The sequence below is a fragment of the Streptomyces sp. 135 genome, assembly GCF_020026305.1.
In the GTDB taxonomy this organism is placed as follows: domain Bacteria; phylum Actinomycetota; class Actinomycetes; order Streptomycetales; family Streptomycetaceae; genus Streptomyces.
Map to the genome: position 1 here is coordinate 848,473 of NZ_CP075691.1, position 20,776 is coordinate 869,248.

Annotated in this window: 17 protein-coding genes and 1 pseudogene; 9 read left to right on the forward strand and 9 right to left on the reverse strand. The window is 73.7% G+C overall.

The features are described 5' to 3' along the window. Window positions 1-51: 51 nt before the first annotated feature. The gene (locus KKZ08_RS03895) at window positions 52-555 is read left to right on the forward strand and encodes a hypothetical protein (protein ID WP_320591715.1); all 504 of its coding nucleotides are present in this window, start codon (window positions 52-54) and stop codon (window positions 553-555) included. Window positions 556-609: 54 nt separating this feature from the next. Here the strand turns inward: KKZ08_RS03895 and KKZ08_RS03900 are convergent, their stop codons facing one another. From KKZ08_RS03900 to KKZ08_RS03915, 4 genes and pseudogenes are all read right to left on the reverse strand, one after another. Further along, window positions 610-1,143: a GNAT family N-acetyltransferase gene (locus KKZ08_RS03900; protein ID WP_223773099.1), complete on the reverse strand. Its 534-nt coding sequence runs from the start codon at window positions 1,141-1,143 to the stop codon at window positions 610-612. Window positions 1,144-1,215: 72 nt separating this feature from the next. Further along, window positions 1,216-3,633, reverse strand: a complete 2,418-nt coding sequence (locus KKZ08_RS03905; protein ID WP_223778894.1) for an excinuclease ABC subunit UvrA — start codon at window positions 3,631-3,633, stop codon at window positions 1,216-1,218. Between the two features lie 73 nt (window positions 3,634-3,706). After that, window positions 3,707-3,961: pseudogene (locus tag KKZ08_RS03910) on the reverse strand (pyridoxamine 5'-phosphate oxidase family protein); the annotation flags it as partial. 212 nt (window positions 3,962-4,173) lie between these two features. Further along, window positions 4,174-4,647 carry a carboxymuconolactone decarboxylase family protein gene (locus KKZ08_RS03915; protein WP_223773100.1) on the reverse strand — a complete coding sequence of 158 codons (474 nt, stop codon included), beginning with the start codon at window positions 4,645-4,647 and terminating at the stop codon, window positions 4,174-4,176. 162 nt (window positions 4,648-4,809) lie between these two features. Here KKZ08_RS03915 and KKZ08_RS03920 point away from each other — a divergent pair, with 162 nt between their 5' ends. Next, the gene (locus tag KKZ08_RS03920; protein ID WP_223773101.1) at window positions 4,810-5,607 is read left to right on the forward strand and encodes an inositol monophosphatase family protein; all 798 of its coding nucleotides are present in this window, start codon (window positions 4,810-4,812) and stop codon (window positions 5,605-5,607) included. Window positions 5,608-5,613: 6 nt separating this feature from the next. On the opposite strand, the gene KKZ08_RS03925 is transcribed toward KKZ08_RS03920, so the two are convergent. Continuing rightward, window positions 5,614-6,066, reverse strand: coding sequence for a carboxymuconolactone decarboxylase family protein (locus KKZ08_RS03925; RefSeq protein ID WP_223773102.1), 453 nt, complete (start codon window positions 6,064-6,066; stop codon window positions 5,614-5,616). 47 nt (window positions 6,067-6,113) lie between these two features. On the opposite strand from KKZ08_RS03925, the gene KKZ08_RS03930 reads away from it, so the two are divergent. Together KKZ08_RS03930 and KKZ08_RS03935 are read left to right on the forward strand one after the other, a co-directional pair. Next, entirely contained in the window at window positions 6,114-7,541 is a 1,428-nt protein-coding gene (locus tag KKZ08_RS03930) for a PLP-dependent aminotransferase family protein (protein ID WP_223773103.1), read from the forward strand. Window positions 7,542-8,449: 908 nt separating this feature from the next. Next, window positions 8,450-8,632, forward strand: coding sequence for a helix-turn-helix transcriptional regulator (locus KKZ08_RS03935; RefSeq protein WP_223773104.1), 183 nt, complete (start codon window positions 8,450-8,452; stop codon window positions 8,630-8,632). 30 nt (window positions 8,633-8,662) lie between these two features. Here the strand turns inward: KKZ08_RS03935 and KKZ08_RS03940 are convergent, their stop codons facing one another. Further along, a complete protein-coding gene (locus KKZ08_RS03940; protein WP_223773105.1) occupies window positions 8,663-9,670 on the reverse strand; it encodes an alpha/beta hydrolase in 1,008 nt (335 codons plus the stop codon). A 355-nt stretch (window positions 9,671-10,025) separates the two neighbouring features. On the opposite strand from KKZ08_RS03940, the gene KKZ08_RS03945 reads away from it, so the two are divergent. From KKZ08_RS03945 to KKZ08_RS03955, 3 genes are read left to right on the forward strand one after another with little or no spacing between them, the layout of a single operon-like run. Continuing rightward, entirely contained in the window at window positions 10,026-11,072 is a 1,047-nt protein-coding gene (locus KKZ08_RS03945; RefSeq protein ID WP_223773106.1) for a helix-turn-helix domain-containing protein, read from the forward strand. 43 nt (window positions 11,073-11,115) lie between these two features. Beyond that, window positions 11,116-11,757 carry an acyltransferase gene (locus KKZ08_RS03950; RefSeq protein WP_223773107.1) on the forward strand — a complete coding sequence of 214 codons (642 nt, stop codon included), beginning with the start codon at window positions 11,116-11,118 and terminating at the stop codon, window positions 11,755-11,757. Window positions 11,758-11,804: 47 nt separating this feature from the next. Next, window positions 11,805-12,023: a hypothetical protein gene (locus KKZ08_RS03955; RefSeq protein ID WP_223773108.1), complete on the forward strand. Its 219-nt coding sequence runs from the start codon at window positions 11,805-11,807 to the stop codon at window positions 12,021-12,023. Here the strand turns inward: KKZ08_RS03955 and KKZ08_RS03960 are convergent. After that, window positions 12,008-12,958 (reverse strand): AraC family transcriptional regulator, encoded by a 951-nt coding sequence (locus KKZ08_RS03960; RefSeq protein WP_263303331.1) that lies wholly within the window; start codon window positions 12,956-12,958, stop codon window positions 12,008-12,010. The genes KKZ08_RS03955 and KKZ08_RS03960 overlap by 16 nt on opposite strands. A gap of 251 nt (window positions 12,959-13,209) precedes the next feature. Here KKZ08_RS03960 and KKZ08_RS03965 point away from each other — a divergent pair, with 251 nt between their 5' ends. Beyond that, complete coding sequence (locus KKZ08_RS03965; protein WP_223773110.1) at window positions 13,210-15,942, forward strand: LuxR family transcriptional regulator; 2,733 nt, start codon at window positions 13,210-13,212, stop codon at window positions 15,940-15,942. Here the strand turns inward: KKZ08_RS03965 and KKZ08_RS03970 are convergent. Together KKZ08_RS03970 and KKZ08_RS03975 are read right to left on the reverse strand one after the other, a co-directional pair. After that, the gene (locus tag KKZ08_RS03970; protein WP_223778895.1) at window positions 15,873-18,869 is read right to left on the reverse strand and encodes a LuxR family transcriptional regulator; all 2,997 of its coding nucleotides are present in this window, start codon (window positions 18,867-18,869) and stop codon (window positions 15,873-15,875) included. The two genes, KKZ08_RS03965 and KKZ08_RS03970, sit on opposite strands and share 70 nt — an antisense overlap. 285 nt (window positions 18,870-19,154) lie before the next feature. Then, window positions 19,155-19,568 (reverse strand): hypothetical protein, encoded by a 414-nt coding sequence (locus tag KKZ08_RS03975; protein WP_223773111.1) that lies wholly within the window; start codon window positions 19,566-19,568, stop codon window positions 19,155-19,157. Window positions 19,569-19,772: 204 nt separating this feature from the next. Here KKZ08_RS03975 and KKZ08_RS03980 point away from each other — a divergent pair, with 204 nt between their 5' ends. Then, entirely contained in the window at window positions 19,773-20,762 is a 990-nt protein-coding gene (locus KKZ08_RS03980; protein WP_223773112.1) for an SDR family oxidoreductase, read from the forward strand. Window positions 20,763-20,776 lie beyond the last annotated feature (14 nt).

The window sequence follows — 20,776 nt, forward strand, 5'->3', positions numbered from 1 at the left end:
CGGCGGCTTCGTGGTACTCCTCCGGTACGCCACCAAGGAGGCAAGCACCGTATGAACGACCACGACCCCACCGCCTGCGGCCTGCCCGGCCCCGGCGACCAGCCCACCGTCGCCGACCGGGCCTGGCTGGCCATCGCCTGCCGGCTCGCCGCGCAGTGCCCGCCCTCCGCCACCGCGCTCAGCGTGGGCGCGGTCGTCGTCGCCGACGACGGCACCGAACTGGCCCGCGCCCACTCCCGCGAGAGGGACCCGGACGACCATGCCGAGGAAGGCGCCTTCGCCAAGATCGACGCCGCCGATCCGCGGCTGGTGGGCGCGACGGTGTACAGCTCTCTGGCGCCGTGCGCGACGCGCGACTCGCGTCCTCGCGCCTGCGCCCGGCTGATCAGCGAATCCGGGGCGCGGCGGCTGGTCACCGCCTGGCGCGAGCCCGATGTTGCCGCCCCCGAGGCGCACGGCACCCAATTCCTGGAGGGCGCGGGCGTCACCGTACTCGAACTGCCGGAGTACGCCGACGCGGCGAAGGCGCCCAACGCGCACCTGCTCCAGCCCTAGCCTCAGCCTCAGCTGTAGCTTCAGCGCGCGGAGGCGGTCACGCCGCGCCGGTCCTCACGCCTGGTACTCGGTGAGGTCGATGGCGTGGACGAACAGCGGGTGGCCGTACACCGGGTGCTCCGTCTCGCGTTCCAAGTGCATGCCGAGCTTGCGCACGATGTTCTCGGAGGCGTCGTCGCCCGCCCGGTGGATGGCGACGACCCGGTCGATTCCACGGTCCTGGAGCGCGAACTCCAGCGTCGCCTGGGCGGCTTCGGAGGCGTACCCCTGGCCCCAGAACTGCGCGCCGAGCCGCCAGGCGATGGCCGCGTCGGCCGCCGCCTCCGGCAGGAACTCCGGGACGAACAGGCCGGTGAAGCCGGCCAGCTCGCCCGAGGCCAGGAGTTCGACGGCGAAGAGGCCGTAGCCCTCGTCGTCCCACTCCTCCTCCCACCGCTCGATGTCCCGCGCCGTCTGCTCCAGGTCGCGGACCCGGCCGTCGTCCACCCAGTGCATCACCCGCGGGTCCGCGTTGATGTCCGCCATCGGCGCGAGGTCGTCGTCGTGCCAGCGGCGGAGGAGGAGGCGGGGCGTGCGGATCTCGGTCATGGGCCCATCCTGCCCAAGGCGGGGTCCTGATCGTTAATCGAGCCCGGTCGCGGGGGCGGGGAGCGGGGCCCCTCAGGCGCCGACGTACTTCGCGAGGTGCTCGCCGGTGAGGGTCGGCCGGGTGGCCACGAGCTCGGCGGGGGTGCCCTCGAAGACGATCCGGCCGCCGTCGTGACCGGCGCCGGGGCCGAGGTCGATGATCCAGTCGGCGTGCGCCATGACCGCCTGGTGGTGTTCCACCACGATGACCGACTTGCCGGATTCGACAAGCCGGTCGAGGAGGCCCAGCAGCTGCTCGACATCGGCGAGGTGCAGGCCGGTGGTCGGCTCGTCGAGGACGTACACGCCCCCCTTCTCCGCCATGTGGGTCGCCAGCTTGAGCCGCTGCCGCTCGCCGCCGGACAGGGTGGTGAGCGGCTGGCCGAGCGTGAGGTAGCCGAGGCCGACGTCGGCGAGCCGCTCCAGGATCTTGTGCGCGGCCGGGGTGCGCGCCTCGCCCGCGCCGAAGAACTCCGCCGCCTCGGCCACCGACATCGCGAGCACCTCGCTGATGTCGCGCCCGCCGAGGCGGTACTCCAGGACCGACGCCTCGAACCGCTTGCCCTCGCACTCCTCGCAGGGGGTCGCGATGCCCGCCATCATCGCCAGGTCGGTGTAGATCACCCCGGCGCCGTTGCAGTTGGGGCAGGCACCCTCCGAATTGGCGCTGAACAGGGCCGGCTTGACGCCGTTGGCCTTCGCGAACGCCTTGCGGATCGGGTCGAGCAGTCCGGTGTACGTCGCCGGGTTGCTGCGCCGGGAGCCGCGGATCGGGCTCTGGTCGATGGCCACCACCCCCTCGTCGGCGGCCACGGGGCCCTTCACCAGCGAGCCGTGCACGAGCGAACTCTTGCCGGAGCCCGCGACGCCGGTGATCACGGTCAGCACACCGAGCGGGATGTCGACGTCGACGTCACGGAGGTTGTTCGCCGACGCGCCGCGGATCTCCAGCGCGCCGGTGGGCTCGCGCACCGTCTCCTTGAGGGCGGCCCGGTCGTCGAAGTGGCGGCCGGTGATGGTGCCGCCGGTCCGCAGGCCCTCGACGGTGCCCTCGAAGCAGACGGTGCCGCCCGCCGTGCCGGCGCCGGGGCCGAGGTCCACGACGTGGTCGGCGATCGCGATCGTCTCCGGCTTGTGCTCCACGACGAGGACCGTGTTGCCCTTGTCCCGCAGGCGCAGCAGCAGGTTGTTCATGCGCTGGATGTCGTGGGGGTGCAGGCCGACGGTGGGCTCGTCGAAGACGTAGGTGACGTCGGTGAGGGAGGAGCCGAGGTGGCGGATCATCTTGACGCGCTGGGCCTCACCGCCGGACAGGGTGCCCGCCGGCCGGTCGAGGGCGAGGTAGCCGAGGCCGATCTCCACGAACGAGTCAAGCGTCTGTTGCAGGGCGGTCAGCAGCGGCGCCACCGAGGGGTCGTCGAGGCCGCGTACCCACTCGGCCAGGTCCCTGATCTCCATCGCGCAGGCGTCGGCGATGGAGATCTTCTTGATCTTCGAGGAGCGGGCCGCCTCGCTGAGCCGGGTGCCGTCGCACTCGGGGCAGGTCGTGAAGGTGACCGCCCGCTCCACGAAGGCCCTGATGTGCGGCTGCATCGCCTCCTTGTCCTTGGCCAGGAAGGACTTCTGGATCTTGGGGATCAGCCCCTCGTACGTGAGGTTGACGCCCTCCACCTTCACCTTCGTCGGCTCCCGGTAGAGGAAGTCCTGCATCTCGCGCTTGGTGTACTTGCGGATCGGCTTGTCGGGGTCGAGCAGGCCCGACTCGGCGTAGACCCGCACGGTCCAGAAACTGTCCGACTTCCAGCCGGGGATGGTGAAGGCGCCCTCGGCGAGGGACTTGGTGTCGTCGTAGAGCTGGGTGAGGTCGATGTCGGAGACCGTGCCCCGGCCCTCGCATCTCGTGCACATGCCGCCGGTGCGGGTGAAGGTCCGCTTGACGGTCCTGGTCTTGTCGGCCCCCCGGTCGACCTTGAACGCGCCGGACGCCTGGACCGAGGCGACGTTGAAGGAGAACGCCGCCGACGAGCCGATGTACGGCTTGCCCAGGCGGCTGAAGAGGATGCGCAGCATGGCGTTGGCGTCGGTGGCGGTGCCGACCGTGGAGCGGGGGTCGGCTCCCATGCGCTGCTGGTCGACGGTGATCACGGTGGTCAGCCCGTCGAGCACGTCGACGTCGGGCCGCGCGGGCGTCGGCATGAAGCCCTGCACGAAGGCGCTGTAGGTCTCATTGATCATCCGCTGCGACTCCGCGGCGATCGTGTTGAACACCAGCGAACTCTTGCCCGAGCCGGAGACACCGGTGAACACCGTGAGGCGGCGCTTCGGGATCTCGATGCTGATGTCCTTGAGGTTGTTCTCCCGCGCGCCGTGCACCCGGATCAGATCGTGGCTGTCGGCGGCATGCGGCGCGGGCGACTGCGCGTGCGTCGTCGTGGTGGCCTTGCTCGTCATCATGTTCTCCATTGGTGGGGCAGGGCCGCCTGCGCGGCCTCCGTCGGCGTCATCCGGCTCGATGGGGCCTGCGTCAGGCTGCCCAACGGCCGCCGCGCACCAGGTCGCGGCCGACCGGCTCGACGGCCTCGCGCCAGGCCGGCAGCGCGTCGATCTCCGGCACCTCGGCCTCGCCCTCGATCATGACCACCTCCCGGGTGTGGCCCAGTGACAGCCGAACGGCTCGGGTGGCGTCGAGGTTCCCGCCGGCCGGGCCGTCCGCCGGCGTGGCCGGCCACAGCGCTTCGTCGTCCCAGTCGAAGGAGAGCGGGACGAGGTGGGGCACGCCGTCCGCCGAAGCACCGGCTCCGGCTCCTTGAGCGGCGCGAGGGCCGTGCCGCCGGGGGCGGGCGCGTCGTCGTTGTCCATGGCGATCACGCTAGCGGCGGCGCGTGGGCCACGCTTCTCCATTCCTGATCCGTCCGTTCCCGTCCGTACGCACAGAAGCCCCAGGCCCGGCAAGTACGCCTGGGACCTGGGGCTTTGCCGTGCGGGTCCGGCTTATCCGAACTGGCCGACCTGGTAGTCGCCGGCGGGCTGCTGGACCATGACATTCAGCCGGTTGAAGGCGTTGATGAGGGCGATCAGGGAGACCAGCGCGGTCAGCTGCTCCTCGTCGTAGTGCTTGGCGGCGTTCGCCCAGGCCTCGTCCGAGACGCCACCGGCCGCGTCGGCGATGCGGGTGCCCTGCTCCGCCAACTCGAGCGCGGCGCGCTCGGCGTCGGTGAAGACCTTGGCCTCCCGCCAGGCCGCGATCATGTTGAGGCGCAGCGAGCTCTCCCCCGCGGCGGCCGCCTCCTTGGTGTGCATGTCGAGGCAGAAGCCGCAGCCGTTGATCTGGCTGGCGCGGATCTTCACCAGCTCCTGCGTCGCGGCGGGCAGCGTCGAGGCCATGAGCTCCTTGTTCGCCGAGGTGAGGTGCTTCAGGGCCTTGCCCGCGAGCGGGCTGGCGAAGAAGTTCAAGCGTGCGTCCATGGTGTGCTCCTCTGCCGTTGTCGATGGCTACACCCCTTTGACGGAACGGACGACAGGGGATGTGACACGGCCGGCTGTGACCCGCGTCTCACCCTTCGGCGGGCCGACCGCTCTGCCCGGAAAGCGCGGCGGGTCGGGCTGGGCGCCGCTGGCCTTCGCTCCGTGATCAACTCATACGCGGGCCTCGACGACACCGAAGTGGCCATAGCCGCGGCCCTCGCGGGCGGGGACGTCGTGCGCGACCTGTACGGGCGACGGCTCGACCGGATCGACAAGAGCGCCGGGGACTTCGCCACCGCCGCGGACGTGGCGGCGGAGAAGGCGATCCTCGGCGTCATCGCTGCCGCGCGGCCGGACGACGCGCTGCTCGGCGAGGAGAGCGGGCGGCAGGGCGCGAGCGGCGCGGTGCGCCAGTGGCTGGTGGACCCGCTGTGCGGCACCCTCAACTACGCCGTCGGCAGCATGCTGGTGGCGGTCAACGTGGCGCTGGGTGACGGGGCGGCGGCGGTGGCGGACCCGTTCGGCGGCGAGGTCTACTGCACGGACGGCGAAAGCGCGTGGGTGCGGCGTGAGGGCGGTGAGGCGCGGCTGTCGCCGTCGTCCGCCACGCGGCTGGTGGACGTCAATCTGGATCCGCCGTTCCCGAGCGCGCCCGGTTTCCGCGCGGTGGACCTGCTCGCCCACCCGCGGTTCGTCGCGGACTTCCGCCCCCGGGTCGTGTCGACGACGCTGGCGCTGGCCTGGGTGGCGGCCGGCAAGCGGGCCGCGTACGTCACCGACGGCACGGACCTGGCGGGGAGCGTCCACTTCGCCGCGGGGCTCGCCGTGTGCCTCGCCGCCGGGTGTGTGGTCACCGGCCTCGACGGCGCTCCGATCGGGCCGGGGAGCCGGGGACTCGTGGCCGCCGTGGACGCGGGGACGCACGAGCGGTTGATGTCGGTGATCGGCGACCGCGGCTAGGGGGGATCACTCGGTTCCGGGGGTCTTGCGGGTGGTGACGTTCATCCGGTTCCAGGCGTTGACCGTGAAGATGAGGGCGATGAGCTGGGCCAGCTCCCGCTCCTCGAAGTGCCGGGCGGCCTCGTCGTACACGGCGTCCGGGACTCCGCCGGGCAGCCGGGTGACCGCCTCGGTCAGGGCGAGCGCGGCCCGCTCCTCGGCCGTGTAGAGGCTGGACTCCTGCCAGCCGTCGAGCTGGTAGATGCGGCTCTCGCTCTCCCCCGCCCTGCGCGCGTCACTCGTGTGGTAGTCGATGCAGTACACGCACCGGTTGATCTGGGACGCGCGGATCTGTACGAGTTCGAGCAGCACCGGGTCGAGGCCCTGGCGGGCGGCCGCGTCCAGGGCGAGGACGGCCTTGAAGACCTTGGGGGCGACGGTGGCGAAGTTCATGCGCTGGGGAATCTCAACTGCTGTCATACGGAGAACCCTAGGAGTGGATTAGCCCCCCGGTATGGTGCATTCTCATGTCAAATCAACGGGGCAATTCAGCCGGCGAACACCAACCGGAACACGGGTCCGGCTCGGATTTCCACCTGGAGCTGACCGGAGAGGGCACCCTGCGCGAACGGCTGATGCGGGCCCTGCGCGAGGCCATCGGCTCCGGACGCCTGGCCCCCGGCACCCGCCTGCCTCCGTACCGGAGTCTGGCCCGGGATCTCGGCATCGCCCTCAACACCGTCGGCGAGGCGTACGGCGAACTCGTCGCCGAGGGCTGGCTCGTGGCCCGGCAGGGCTCGGGCACCCGCGTCGCGCGGCGCAGCACACCGCTGCCGCCGGACCGCTCGCGCCGCTCGGCGCCGCCGGTCCGCCGCCCCGCGTACGACATGATGCCGACCTCACCGGACGCCGCCACGTTCCCCCGGACGGCCTGGCAGACCTCGTCGCGGCGCGCGCTGAACGCGGCGCCCAACGACGCGTTCGGCGTGGGCGATCCGCGGGGCCGCATCGAACTGCGTACCGCGCTCACGGAGTATCTGGCCAGGGCCCGGGGCGTACGCACCGCACCGCACCGGATCGTCGTCTGCGCCGGATTCGCCCATGCGCTGCGCATGCTCGGCCAGGTGCTCGACGGTGCGGTGGCGGTCGAGTCGTACGGCCTGGCCTTCCATCGCTCGCTCCTGACCGCGGCCGGGCGGCGCACGGTCCCGCTGTCCGTGGACGCGCGGGGAGCCGTGATCGACGAACTGCCCGCGACGGGCGCGGAAGCCGTGCTGCTCACGCCCGCCCACCAGTTCCCCACCGGGGGGCCGCTGCACCCCGGGCGCAGGGCGGCGGTGATCGACTGGGCGCGGGCGGGTGGCGGGCTGGTGATCGAGGACGACTACGACGGCGAGTTCCGCTACGACCGGCAGCCGGTCGGCGCCGTGCAGGGGCTCGACCCCGACCGCGTCGTCTACATCGGGTCGACCAGCAAGAGCCTGTCGCCTGCGCTGCGCATCGGCTGGATGGCGGTGCCCGACCACCTCGTGGACGACATCCTCGCGGTCAAGGGCGCCCGCGAACTGTGGACGGGGTCCCTGGAGCAGCTCACCCTCGCCGACTTCATCTCCTGCGGCGCCTACGACCGGCATCTGCGCCGCATGCGGCTGAACTACCGGCGTCGGCGCGACCGGCTCGTCGCCACGCTCGGGGCGCGGGCGCCGCACATCGGGATCGGCGGTATCGCCGCCGGGCTGCACGCCGTCCTGGACCTGCCGCCGGGCACCGAACCGGCCGCGGTGCGCGCGGCGTCCCGCCAGGGCCTCGCTCTCGAAGGCCTCGCCGCCTACCGCCACCCCGACAGCGGCATGCCGCCCCGTGACGGCCTCGTCATCGGGTACGGCACCCCGCCCGACCACGCCTTCGACGGCGCGCTGGAGGCCCTGCACCTGGCCCTGCCGGACCCGGAGTGAGACCCCGAGGCTGCGCCCCCTCCAAGGGCCGCCTCGTGGCAGCGGTCTCATGCCAAAGTGCATGGAGCGTGGCCACTCCGGGAGCCGGACCGGGCGGTGATGAACTGCGGCTACGGCTTCCGCCCGCCCCCGCGCGGGGCCATTCTTCAGGGCAGTGGCATATGACCATGGCTTGACGTGGGCCAATTTCGCGTGAGTGCACGTGAGTTGGGTGTCGGCAGCCTAGAGTTCCCTTTGACGACGTCGCTCCTCGCATCACCGCTCTCGTCGCCCTCCGCGCCGCGGCCGGGGGGACCCCTTCGGTCAGCCACCGAGGAAACGAGAGCACGTGCCCGGAAACGATGAACCGCCGGACTGGACACTCTGGTCGCTCCGGGTCGCCCTGATCCAGTTGGCCCTGGATCTGACCCAGTGGATCAGTACGGTCTAGCCCGGCGGATCCGTCACCCGGGGGTCGGCCATCACGCCGGCCCCCAACCTCTTTCCGGTGGACTGTCCGAGGACGGGAAGCCCTTGGTCAGTACCCGGTAACGCCACCCTAGAGCAACGCCTCTCGCGCGACGCCGTATTCATTGAACAGAAATCACGGAATACATAGTTCGCCGGGTGGTCCGGATACGGACCTCCGACAGCGATACGCGGAAGTCTTTCGCGGCGGAGAGAGCCGACAGGAAGCCCCGACCCCGCTTCGTCGGCGGGCGGTTGAGCGGGACGGCCACCGCCACGGATGAGGCAGAATGCTTCCGGGGCCAGTGATATGGGGGGGGTTCTGAGCTGCTGCTCGACCTGAACGCGGTGCGGCCGCGCGAGCGTCCGGAGGCGTTCCTCCACGCGCTGACCGATTCCTCGGTGCCCAACGACGTCGTCCACGAGGAGCCCGCCACAGGCATCCACGCGCGCATGGAAGCGTGGCGGGTGGGCGGCCTCGACCTCTTCGCCACACGCAATTCCGGGTTCGAGGTGCGGCGCGGCTCACCATCGCCGCCGTCGCCACCCGCTGCGGTTTCAGCAGCCCGAGTCACTTCAGCCGCCGCTTCCGGGCGGAGTACGGCCTGACCCCGAGCGAGTGGCGGCGCGCGTGGCAGGAGTGACCGGGGGACAACCTCAGGCGACGGGCGCGCTCAGGCGGTGTGCAGGGCGGCGTACAAGGTGTCCGTCACCTGGATGCGTGCCGCCCTGGACGCGTCCGTGCAGCGGAGCAGGTCGAACAGCAGGAACCCGTGGATCGTCCCGTGGTAGCGGACCGACACGACGGGGACGTCCACCTCCCTCAGCCGGGCCGCGTACGCCTCGCCCTCGTCGCGCACCACGTCGGCCTCGGCCGTGAGGACCAGGGCCGGCGGGAGGTCCCGGAGGCTGTGGGCGGGGGCGCGCAGCGGCGAGACCGTGGCCTGGTTCCGGCTCGCCGGGTCCGGCGCGTACTGCTGCCAGTAGCCCCGCATGGTGGCGCGGCTCAGGAAGTAGCCCTCGGCGAACTCGCGGTAGGAGGGCGTGTCCATGGCGGCGTCGGTCACCGGGCAGACCAGCACCTGGTGGCACAGGCGCGGGCCGCCGCGCTCGCGCGCCATGAGCGTGAGGGAGGCCGCGTGCTGGGCACCCGCGCTGGCGCCGACCACCGCCATCCGAGCCCCGTCCAGCCGCCAGTCCACGCCGTGCCGGGCGATCCACTGGGCGACGGTGTGCGCCCTGTTCACGGCGCCCGGGTGCCGCGCGTCCTGCGGACCGTCGTACTCCGGGACGACCACGGCGGCGTCCGCTCCCAGCACGAGGTCCGCCACCAATCGCCGGTGCGCGTACGCGTCGGTCAGCATCCAGCCGAGCCCGTGCAGATACAGCACCACCGGCAGGGTGTCGTCGCTGCCCGCCGGGCGCAGGATGCGTACCCGGATGCGCCGGCCGTCGCTTCCGGGCAGGGCCAGCCACTCCTCCTCGACGTCCGGGTCGTCGCAGCCCTCGCCGTCCCAGAGGGCGGCCATGCGGGCCCGGGAGGCGGCGGTGTCGTCAACGTCATCGGTGCTGTCAGTGGTATCGGTGCGCGGAGGGCCGGGCCAGGCGTGCTCCCGCAGAAAGGCCCGCGTGCGGCGCTCAAGGGCAGGCGTCTCCCGTACGACCGGGGCGTCTTCTTCCACGGGATCTCCTGCGCGAGGACGGGACACGGGGCCGCTCGAAGGCGCCACCGCGCACTCACGGCCGGGCAAGCGGGCGCTCGGTGCCGAACGCGGCTCTGCCGGCACGCGGCACCCACCCTAGGCGGTCGAAGGCCGCGATCGAGCGGCAGGACCGTACATGGCCGTGCCGCTGCGTGCACAGTTGCCGAGCCGTGCGCACCGCGCGGCGCGACCCTCACGCCCCGTGCCCGGCGAAGTGCAGTCATATGACCTAACGCCTCTCCCCGTTCCCCCGAAACACTCGGGAAAGGGGCGAACCGTCCTTCCCCCCGCCTCGCACCGAGCACAGAACCCGGGACGGCTGAAGGGAACCCACGTGAGCACTCGATCCGGGACGGCGAACTCACCGGGCACCGGCGCGTCCACCGACGTGACGGCCGTGCTGTCGCTGTGGCTGACGCCCGTCGAGGAGTACGCGGCCGAGGCGGCCCCGGTGAGCGGCGCCGTGACGCTGCACCACTTCGGATACGTGGACATGATCACCTGCGCCGCCGGGCCGCTCGGCCTCACGCGCGGCCCGGGCCCGGCCGCCCAGGACACCCCGGAGTCGATCGCCCTGCTGGTTCCACGGGCCGGTGCCGTGCGGGTCGCGCAGGACGGCCGGCGCGCCTGCGTGGAGAGCGGGGACCTCGCGCTGATCGACCTCGGCCGGGCGTTCTCCGTGGAGCAGGAGGGCTGGTGCCGGATCCTCCTCTTCCGGCTGCCCGTCCACGCGCTGCACGTGCCGATGGCGGACCTCAGGCGTGCCACCGGCCGCCTCCTGATCCCGCCGGCCGCCGTCGACGCCCTCCTGACGCCGCTGCTCGGGTACTTGGACGAGGCCGCCGCCCGGCTCCCCGCGGGCGTCGCGGAGCGGCTCGGCGGTGTCGTCACCGACGCGGTGGCCGATCTGATCGGCGAACTCTCCGAAGAGGCCGAGTCCCCCGCGCGGAGCGGGCCCCGCCAGTTGGTCCTGACGATCCGCCAGTACATCGAGCGGCACCTCGGTGACCCCGAGCTCTCGGCCGAGCGCATCGCCGCGGCGCACTTCATCTCCGTGCGCTACCTGCACCGCGTCTTCGAGGGCGAGGGCATCACGGTGAGCCGCCTGATCCAGCGCCGCCGGGTCGAGCAGTGCGCGCGTGAGCTGTCGCGGCGCGGACGGGTCAGCCCGTCCCTCGGCGTGGTGGCGGCCCGCTGGGGCTTCCGCAGCGCGGCACACTTCAGCCGCGCCTTCAAGGCCGTCCACGGCCATCCGCCCCAGCAGTGGCGTCGGTTGGTCCTCATGTCGGGGGCGGGGGCGGGTGCCGGTGCGGGTTCGGCGGGGGCCGCGGGTGGTGTACCGGATGGCACAGGCCTCGGTCTCGACGAACGCGATGTCTGAAAACCGCCAGCACGCTCGCGGTCGGTCGGGCGAGAATCCGCTCATGATCGCTGAAACGCGGGGAGTCCGCATCCGGCATCGCGGGCATGAACCGCAGGTCCATCCCACCGCCTACGTCGCCCCGACGGCCACGCTCGTCGGTGATGTCCGCGTGGGGCCGAGGGCGCGGGTGATGTACGGCGCGGTGCTCGATGCCGAGGGGTCCCGGATCGAGGTCGGGGAGGCGGCGGTGATCTGCGAGAACGCGGTGCTGCGCGGGTCTGCGGTCGCCGGCGACCAGCCGGTGCTCGTCGGCGACCACGTCTTCGTGGGGCCGCATGCGACGCTGCTGGGGTGCGGGGTCGGCCGGTGCGCCTACGTGGCGACCACGGCGACGGTTCTGCAGTGCGCACGGCTGGGGGCGGGCTCGGTTGTCGCTGTCGGCGCGCTCGTCCATGCGCGCACCGTTCTGCCGGACGAGTACTTCGTGCCGCCGCACACCGTGGCGCTCGACGCGCCGGTGCGGCTGCTGGCCCCTGGCGATCCTGGCCTGGCCGAGGCCGTCAGGCGGGTGGGCTTCGCGCAGGCGGCGTTCGGCGTCGACGCGGAGTGGACCGACCGGATCAGCCGGTACGAGCAGATCGCGGAGGTGCGCGTCGCCGAGTTCGGCACGCACGGGGACGATGAGGTCCTGAATCGGGGCTAGCGCCGCCTCAGTGACCCTTGGGCTGTGCTCTGCTGGGCTGCGCCGAGGTGACGCGCCGTCCGGGTGCCACTCCGGCGGAGCGCGTCCGGCACGCTGTCCGCGCGGGGCACGCCCGTGGCGTGGTCGCCGAGGTGACGTTCACCGGCGCGGCCCGGGCCCGGGACGTCGACCCGCCGACCGGCGAGCAGCTGCGCGAAGCCGTCCGCCACGAACACGACCGGGTCACCGCTGCCTGCCGACCCCACCCCCGTCACCCCGTGCCGTGACCGGACCCCACCGACGCCTTGGTCCTGCCGTCGCGCCAGTCGCTGGGCGACATCCCGTACGCCGCGCGGAAGCTGCGGCTGAAGTGCGTGGCGCTGGCGAAGCCCCAGCGTCTGGCGACCGCGGAGACCGTGATGTCGGCGCGCCCCGGCCGGGCCAGCTCCCGCCGCGCTTCCTCCAGGCGGCGGTGTTGGATCCACCGGCCGACCGTGCTGCCGTGGCCCTCGAAGAGCTTGTGGAGATAGCGGATCGAGATGTGCTGGGCCTCGGCGACGGCCGCGGGCGTCAGGTCCCGGTCCCAGAGGTGCGCGTCGACGTACGCGCGCAGCCGGCGCACCAGTGCGTGGCGACCCTGCGGCCCGGGGTCCGCGTCCTCGACGCCCAGCAGGGCGACCAGCTCCGCGACGGCGCCCGCCAGCCGGAGCGCCGTCCGTGGCGCGCGCCCGGGCAGGGTCTCGACCAGCTGCCGCAGCAGCGTGCCGAGCAGGGAGGCCACCGGACCGTCGGCGAACGGCGCCCGGTCGCTCAGTTCGCGTACCTGGTCGTCGGTCAGGGTGAGGGCGCGGCGCGAGATCCGGATCAGGTGCAGCTCGTACTCCGCCGACTCGCGCAGGGCGACGGGCTCGGCTCCGGCGTGGGCGAAGATCTCCCCGGCGCGGCAGACCACGCCACGACTCCCCCGGCGGACGAGCGTCGCCTCGCCCTGGTTGTGGAGGCCCAGCAGCAGCTGCGGGCCGCTGGCGTGCTCGGCGGCGACGTGGACGACGGACGGATCCGTTCCCCGGAACGTGCTCACCCGGAGGAAACCGAGCGTGTGGTCATGCGTCGGTCGGGTGGGGCGGCCGGAGCCGTCCGGGTCGCCCCGCCCATCGGGGGCACAGGTCTCCGCGGCGGTGTGTCGCTCCGTGGTACCGGCGGGTGCGGGCGTCGGGTTCATCAGGCCCCTTTGTTCTCGGCGTACTTCGTCGTACTTCGTCTTGGCGTACGTGGTCTGGCATGCGTGCGGTCACCGGTACGTACCGGCGTCGAGCCCGCGGACGTCCAGCCTGGAGCCCTTCCGTCCCTGGTGGGGAGGGGTGTCGGCACTTTCTGCGGGGATAGGCACAAGCCGTGCGCGCACAGGCAAGGCGACGGTGGCACCGTGTGACGGGTGCCGCGCAGAGGGCGGTCTGTCGACAGGGGGTGGCCATGACGGACGCGGGCGACGGAACGCCGCTCGTGGGCCGGCGGCGCGAACGCGCGCTGCTGGAGCGGGCCCTGGAGAGCGCCCGTACCGGCACGGGCGGCTCGGCGACCGTGCTGCGGGGCGATCCCGGCATCGGGAAGAGCGCGTTGCTGGACTGGACGGCCGTGCGCGCCGACAGTGACGGCTTCACCGTCCTGCGGGCCGCGGGACATGAGCCGGAGGTCGGCATCGCCTTCGGGGCGCTGCACCAGGTGCTGCGGCCCCTGTGGGAGAACGCACGCGCGTTGCCCCGCCCCCAACTGGCCGCGCTCGAACGGGTCCTCGGCCTGCGGGAGGGCCTCCCCCCGAGCGGCTTCATGGTCGGCGCGGCGGTATTGGCCCTCCTCGCCGAGGCGGCGCGCCGCGGGCCGGTGCTGATCCTCGTGGACGACCTGCACTGGGTGGACTCCTCCAGCGTCGCCGTCTTCGTCTTCCTGCACCAGCGGATCGCCGATCTGCGGGTGGTCATGGTGTGCGCGAGCCGGGCCGACGGCTCGGCCCCGGAGGGCTGGCCCGCGACGGCGGTCGACGTCGGAGTGCTCTCCGAGGCGGACTCCCGCGCCCTGCTGCGGCACTGGCACCCGGGCCTCGCGGCCTCGACCACGGAGCGGGTGATGGCCGAGGCAGCGGGCAACCCCCTGGCCCTGGCCGAGCTGCCGGGGCAGCTGGCGTACGGGCATCGCCGGGGCGTGCTGCCACTGCCCGAGCGGCTGCCGCTGGGCCGGCGGCTGGAGACGCTCTTCGCGCGGCGGCTGTGCGCGCTCCCCGCGGACGCGCGAAGGCTGTTGCTCCTCACGGCCCTCGACGGTGCCGACGCCGCCGGCAGTGGCACCATCCGCGAGCCCGGACAGAGGCATACGGAACAGCTCCTGGACCGGATCGAGGCGAGTGGCCTCGCCCGGCTGGACGGCACGGGACGGCTGGTCTTCCGCCATCCGCTGGTGCGCAGCGCGGTGATCGCCTACTCCGAGCGGGCCGAACGGCGGGACGCGCACCGGACGTTGGCGGGGCGGCTGCGTGCGGACGACCCGCGCCGCCTGCTGCACGAGGCGTCCGCCGCCGAGGGACCCGACGAGCCCCTCGCCGCGCGCCTTCAGGAGGCGGGGGCCCGCATCGCGCTGCGCGGTGGTGACGCGGAGGGCGCCTTGCTGCTCGAAAAGGCGGCGGCCCTCGGCTCCGGTCCCGACGCTCGCGCGCGGCGGCTGACCTGGGCGGCCGTGATGTCGGCCCGGGGCGGACGCCTCGCGTACGCGGCGAAGCTGGTGCGGGAGCTGCGGCAGGGGCAGGTGCCCGACGACATCGCGCCGCTGTTCGCCTACGCGGTCGTGTACGTCGACCAGAGCCACCACGTCGACTTCGCGTCGTCCATCGAGCTGCTGCCCGACGCCCTGGCCGCGCTGACCGCTCCCGGCGCCCCTGACCACGGTGACCTCGTCGAGCAGATGTTCTTCAAGCTGCTGCTGGCCGCGTCGTACACGGGCGACGCCCGCGGCTGGCAGGCCCTGGAGCGGTACACGGCGCACGTCTCCCCCGCCGCCCGGCTGTGTCACCGCGCCTGGGCGGATCCACCGCGTACGGCACACGGGGCCGAGGCGGAGCTGCGCGCGCTGACGGCGCGCATGACGGCCGGCCGGGAGGCGGGCGCCGCCTGGCTGGTGCTGTGGACGGCGGCTGCCGTGGACGCGGCGGACGCCGGGCTGTGGCGGCTCTTCGGCGGGGAACACGCGTACGCCACGCAGGGTTCCGTCGCCAAGGCGCGGTGCCACCAGGCCTTCCTGCGGGGCGACTGGGAGGCCGCCGAGGACTGCCCGGCGGCGGCCGACCTGGCGGAGGAGGCGGGCTATCACTGCAACGCCCTGCTGTTCCGCCACTACTTCGCCCACTTCCTGGCGGGCCGCGGTGACCTGGGCGGGCTGCGCGAGGTGCGGGAGCGGATCGAGCCCGTCGCGGCCAAGGCCCGGATGCGGTTCGTGACGGACCACCTGGACCGTCTGGAAGCGCTCGCCCTCAGCGCCCACGGCCGGTACGAGGAGGCGTACGTGCGGCTGTGCGGCCTGATGGCGCCGGGTGAGCTGCCGCGCGGCCTGTCCTGGTTCCACCTGCCCTTCTTCGACCTCGTCGTGGCGGCCGTGCGCACCGGCCGCCGGGCGGCGGCGCGGGCGCATGTGGCCGCGGGCAGGGCGGCGCGGATGGACGGCGTCTCCGCGCACCACGCCTTCCTGCTGGCCGCGGCGACGGCGGTGGCGGCCCACGACGGTGAGGCCGACGCGGCCTATGCGGCGGCCTACGCCGTGCCGGGGTCCTGCCAGTGGGTGTTCGACCTGGCGCGACTGCGCGTTGCGCACGGCTCCTGGCTGCGTGGCCGGGGGCGGGGCGTCGAGGCGACGGAGGCGCTACGGGCCGCCCGCCGCACCTTCCGCGCGCTGGACGCCTCCCCGTGGGTGGAGCAGTGCGAGGCCGGACTGCGGGCGGCCGAGGGACCGTTGGCCCTGCCGCCGGAGGCTGCGGGCGCTGCGGCGCTCACCCCGCAGGAACTGCGCGTCGCCCGTCTCGTGGCCAGCGGGCTGACCAACAAGGAGGTCGGCGCCGCGCTGCACGTCTCCCCGCGCACGGTGGGCGCGCACCTCTACCGGATCTTCCCCAAGCTGGGGATCTCCTCGCGGGCCGCGCTGGCCAGGGCGCTGCCGGACGGCTGAGACGCGCCCCGGGGCCCGCCCTGGGCCCCGCCGGCCCGGGTCTCCTCCAGGGCGCGGGCGATGCCGGCGCGGGTCGTGATGCCCAGCTTCGGGAACACCTTGTAGAGGTGCGCGCCGATCGTGCGGGGTGACAGGCCGAGCCGCTCGCCGATCTGGCGGTTGGTCAGCCCTTGGGCGGCGAGTTCGGCGATGCGCGACTCCTGCGCGGAGAGCAGCGGGTGGTTCGGGGGTGTCCCGTCCGGCGGCTCGGACTCGGCCCGCATGGTGTCGAGTTCGTGGGCCGCCTGTGCGGCCCAGGGCGCAGTGCCGAGGCGGGTGAACGTGTCGAGTGCGGCGCGGCAGCGGGCGGCCGCGGGTCCGTACACGCCCCGGCGCCGCAGCCGCGCGCCGTGGGCCAGGCGGGCCCGGGCGAGGGGGAAGGGCCACCGCTCCGCGCCGGGAAAGGCGTACACCGCCTCGAACGGCTGGTCCGCGCCGTCCTCGCCTGCGAGGGCTTCGGCGACGGCCACGAGGAAGGCGTGGTGTGCCGATGCGCGGGCGGTGCCCGCGGCTCTGACCGCCCGCATGTGACGCAGGGCGTCCGGCCGGTGCCCGCTGTCGACGGCGGCCTGGATCCAGTCGACGAGGGAGAGGTGGAACCACGCGCTGCGCGGCGGGATCACGCCGGGCGCGGTGAGGGAGCGCGCGTGGTCCCACGCGTCCTCGGCCCGGCCGTGCCCGAGGGCACACAGCGCTCGGAGGCCGTGCAGCCGCTCGGCGACACGGAGCATGTTCCGCTCCCGCGCGGCCTGCCCGAGGACGGGCTCCAGCGCGGCGAGCGCCTCGCCGTCGCCGCGGGCGGCGAGGACCTGCCCGGCGTTCTGCAGGAAGAGCATCTCGTTGAACGCGTAGCCGTGGGCGGCGGACGTCTTCGCGCCGTCGCGGGCGGTGGCCAGGGAGGCGTCCCAGCGGCCGTGCAGGAAGTCGTCGTGGGCGCGGAGGCTCTCGATGAAGGCCTGGGTGGCGAACGCGTGATGCCGTACGAAAGGGCTGGCCAGCGCGGCGTGTTCACCGACGGCGTCGATCGCGGCGGCCGCCCACAGCAGCAGCCAGGCGGCGGGCGTCTCGCGATCGGCCGGCAGTGCCGCGACGGCTTCGCGCAGCCGCTGCGGCACGTCGTCGGGGTCGACCGCCGGTGCGGCTCCCGCACGGGCCCCGGCAGTGCCTTGGTCGGGAGACGGTCCGGCCCAGGCGCGCCGGCACAGGGCCGCCGGTTCCGTGGCGTCCCCGGCATGCCGGTCGACGGCTGCCCACGCCCGCTCCTCCCCGGTGTGCACGGCCACGACGATGAGCATGAAGAGCATCGGTTCGAGCAGTCCGGCGCGGTGCTCCCTGCCCTCCGGTGACGCCGGCAGTTCCAGGGCGCCGGGCAGCAGTTCGAGCGCGGGGGTGGGGTCGCCGTCGAGCTGGAGCCGGGTGTAGGCGAGCGCGAAGGCGTAGGGGGCCGCGGGTTCGGGCTTCTCCGGGCGGGCCTCGGCCTCGGCTCCGGCGAGGAGTTCCACCGCCAGGCGCAGCCGGCCACCGCGGGCGGCCATGCCCGAGGCGGTGACCAGGCGCGCCGCCCTGGTCGCCGGGTCGGGGGTGAGACCCGCCGCGCGCGCCATCATGCCGGCGGCCTCGGCGTCGCCGCCCTGCGCGGCCATGCCGTCGGCCTGCGCGTGGAGGAGTTCCGCGAGGCGGGCGTCGGTACCGACGGTGGCGGCCGCCAGGTGCGTGATCCGCTGCGGGCTCGCGGCGGGCAGGGCCTGGGCGAGCAGGCGGTGCGCCGCGCGGCGTTCCGCGGGTGAGGCGATGTGCACCAGGCAGGCCCGCACCAGCGGGTGGCGGAAGAGCACGAGGTCCCGCATCAGGTCGACGCGCGCGAGCCCGGACGCGTCGATCCGCCGGTGGATCTCCGTCCAGGGCGTCGTCGCACCGTCCCGCGCCATGTCCCGCAGGGCGCTGACACGCTGGGCGAAGGAGCCGCCGACGGCCGCGACCAGCAGCATGTGGCGGGTGCTGTCCGGCAGGGCGCGCAGGCCGTCCTCGTACAGGCTGCCGAGGCGGGTGCCGAGCGGGAGTTCGTCGAAGGGTTCGGTGCCGTCGGCCGTGGCGGGGGCCGCGAGGAGCGCGGGGTGGTCGGGGGCCGTTCTCCGTATCTGCGCGGGCAGTTCACGCAGGGCGAGCGGGTTGCCGCCGGCCGCGCGCAGCACGCGCGGGTGCGCGGTGTCGGGCAGCCACGGGTGGAGCGTGCGCAGCAGCCGTTTCGCCTGCCGCTCGTCCAGTGGCTCCAGGTCGATGACGCGGCCCGGCAGGCTCTCGGCGTCCCCGTTCCCCTCCGGGGTGTGGGCGTCACCGCTCGGGTGCCCCGCGTGCCGGGTGGCGCCGACGAGGACGACGGGCAGCGGCGCCAAGTGCCGCCGCAGGTACCCGAACACGGCGACGCTGGACGGATCGGCCCACTGGAGGTCGTCCAGGAGTACGACGACGGGGCGCCGGGCGGCGGCGTGGGCGAGCAGGGTGAGCGCGGCCCCCGCCACGGTGAACCCTTCGGGCGGCATGCCCTCGCGTACGCCCAAGGCGTTCTCCAGGGCGTCGCGTTGTTCGGCCGTGAGGGCCTGGGTGTCGTCGAGCAGGGGCCAGAGCACCTGGTGCAGGGCGGCGAACGGCAGCCCTGCCTCCGCTTCGGCGCCGGTCATCCGCAGGACACGCAGTCCGGCATTGCGTGCCTTGGTCTCGGCGACCTTCAGGAGCGCGGTCTTCCCCATGCCGGGGTCGCCCCGCAGGAGGACGGACGTTCCGACGGCGGTGATACCGGCAAGGGCCGCGTCGATGGCGGCGAGCTGATCGTCCCGTCCCGCGAGGTCCTCGGCTCCGCCCTCGCCTCCGGCCACCGGGCCGCCCCTCATGAAGTCCGCTGCCACACCCTCTACCGCCGGGTCTTCCACCACACCGAGATCTGCGACGAGTTCGACGACATCACCGACCCGGTGACCCCGGAGGTGCTCGCCTGGCTGGAGGGCGAGCTGTCGCACTCCACCCGGCAGGCACGCTGACCGGCACCGTTCGAGGGCGCGGGACCACGCGACCGACGGTGGGAGCGACGGAGGGCGTCATGGAACTGCCTTTCGACAAGCACGGTCAAGCACGGTCAAGCACGGGCCGACGCGGCGGACCGGCCCGAAGATCACACCCTATGCGTCCGGAGAGCCGTCCTCCCCGGCTCGGGCGGCGACCGCCGCCTCCAGCAGGGGCCAGCCGTCGACCTCCACCGCTCGCCGCTCCCCCGGCTGCCACCCGCGGGCCGACGCCGCGTCGAGCAGGGCCCGGACGGCGCCCGGTTCGTGCAGGTTCAGAGAGCCGCCGTGTACGTATCCCACGTCCCCGGAGCCCAGCGGGAACCCGCCGGGGACGTACCGCCCCGGACCCCCGTCGAAGACGATGCGCAGGGGGCCGCCTGTACCGGCCGGCTGCGGGTGCAGGGTGAGGGTCTGGCGGCAGGCCGCGGACCGCCCGCCGTCCGCCGCGCGGTGGCTGTGACGGAGCGTCCACAGGTACTCGCGCCCGTCGGCGACCAGACGGCGGGGCTTCTTCGGATGGCGGGGCACGGAGTCGAGCGTACGCAGTCCGAACGGTGGCGGCCCGGCCCGGCGGCCGCCGGCTTCGTCCGGTTGCCGCTCCCGGATGCGCCGCGTACGAAACCACGATCGACTGCCGACGGGGCCGGCGACGGCCTCACGTGTAGGTGTGCGCCGCTCGGGTGAGTGGCGGCGCCGGTGACGCGGCACTGCGGCACGGAAGGAGCCGGGCTCGTGGCGGAACAGGGCAAGGTCGTGGTGATCACCGGGGCGTCGAGCGGCGTCGGGCGGGCCTGCGCACAGCGGTTCGCGTCCCGGGGGTGGTCGGTGGTGCTCGCCGCGCGGCGGGCCGCCGAGCTCGAGGAGGTCGCCGCGGTGTGCCGGAAGCACCGTGGCGCGCGGGCGCTCGTGGTGCCCACGGACGTGACGGACGCCCGGGCCGTCGACCATCTCGCCCGCCGGGCGGTCACGGCGTTCGGACGGATCGACGTATGGCTGAACAACGCGTCGGTGGCCGCCTTCGGATCGCTCGACGAGATCCCGCCGGAGGTCTTCCGGCGGGTGCTCGACGTCGACGTCATGGGCTACGCGCACGGTGCGCGCGCCGCGCTCGGCGTGATGCGCGAACAGGGCAGCGGCATCCTGATCAACGTGTCCTCGGTGGTCGGGGCGGCCGTCGTGCCGTACAACATCCCCTACGTCATCTCGAAGGCGGCGGTTCGCGCGCTGAGCGGCAGCCTCCGCCAGGAACTGCGGCTGGCGGGCCGGCCCGGCATCCACGTGTGCACCGTGCTGCCCGCGACCATGGACACGCCGTTCTTTGGGAACGCCGCCAACTACTCGGGCCGCAAGGTGCTGCCCATGGCGCCCGTGTACACGGCCGAGCGAGCGGCACGGACGGTGCTCCGGCTGGCCCGTAGGCCCCGGCGGGAGGCCTACGTCGGTCCGGCGAGCCGGTTGCTCGGCATCCAGGCGAAACTGGCGCCCCGCCTCGTGGAGCGGCTGCTGGCGCACCAGATGGACCGCTCCCACCTCTCCCGGAAGCAGCCCGCCGAACCGACCTCAGGCAACGTACTGCGGCCGCTGCCCGAACCGGCGGCGGTGGTCGGCGGATGGCACGGGCGCAGGCGTACCGCGGTGCGGCGTGCGGGTGCGGCGGCCCTGGCCGTGGGGGCCGTCCTGGCGGCGGGCCGGCGAACTCGCCCCGGCTGCGGACGGAAGTAACCCCGCGCGCCCAC

Bases quoted from the DNA above. Each gene is read 5' to 3' on its own strand.
- KKZ08_RS03895 (WP_320591715.1), top strand. From the start codon at position 52: ATGAACGACCACGACCCCACCGCCTGCGGCCTGCCCGGCCCCGGCGAC.
- KKZ08_RS03900 (WP_223773099.1), bottom strand. From the start codon at position 1,143: ATGACCGAGATCCGCACGCCCCGCCTCCTCCTCCGCCGCTGGCACGAC.
- KKZ08_RS03905 (WP_223778894.1), bottom strand. From the start codon at position 3,633: ATGACGAGCAAGGCCACCACGACGACGCACGCGCAGTCGCCCGCGCCG.
- KKZ08_RS03915 (WP_223773100.1), bottom strand. From the start codon at position 4,647: ATGGACGCACGCTTGAACTTCTTCGCCAGCCCGCTCGCGGGCAAGGCC.
- KKZ08_RS03925 (WP_223773102.1), bottom strand. From the start codon at position 6,066: ATGACAGCAGTTGAGATTCCCCAGCGCATGAACTTCGCCACCGTCGCC.
- KKZ08_RS03930 (WP_223773103.1), top strand. From the start codon at position 6,114: ATGTCAAATCAACGGGGCAATTCAGCCGGCGAACACCAACCGGAACAC.
- KKZ08_RS03950 (WP_223773107.1), top strand. From the start codon at position 11,116: ATGATCGCTGAAACGCGGGGAGTCCGCATCCGGCATCGCGGGCATGAA.
- KKZ08_RS03960 (WP_263303331.1), bottom strand. From the start codon at position 12,958: ATGAACCCGACGCCCGCACCCGCCGGTACCACGGAGCGACACACCGCC.
- KKZ08_RS03965 (WP_223773110.1), top strand. From the start codon at position 13,210: ATGACGGACGCGGGCGACGGAACGCCGCTCGTGGGCCGGCGGCGCGAA.
- KKZ08_RS03970 (WP_223778895.1), bottom strand. From the start codon at position 18,869: ATGAGGGGCGGCCCGGTGGCCGGAGGCGAGGGCGGAGCCGAGGACCTC.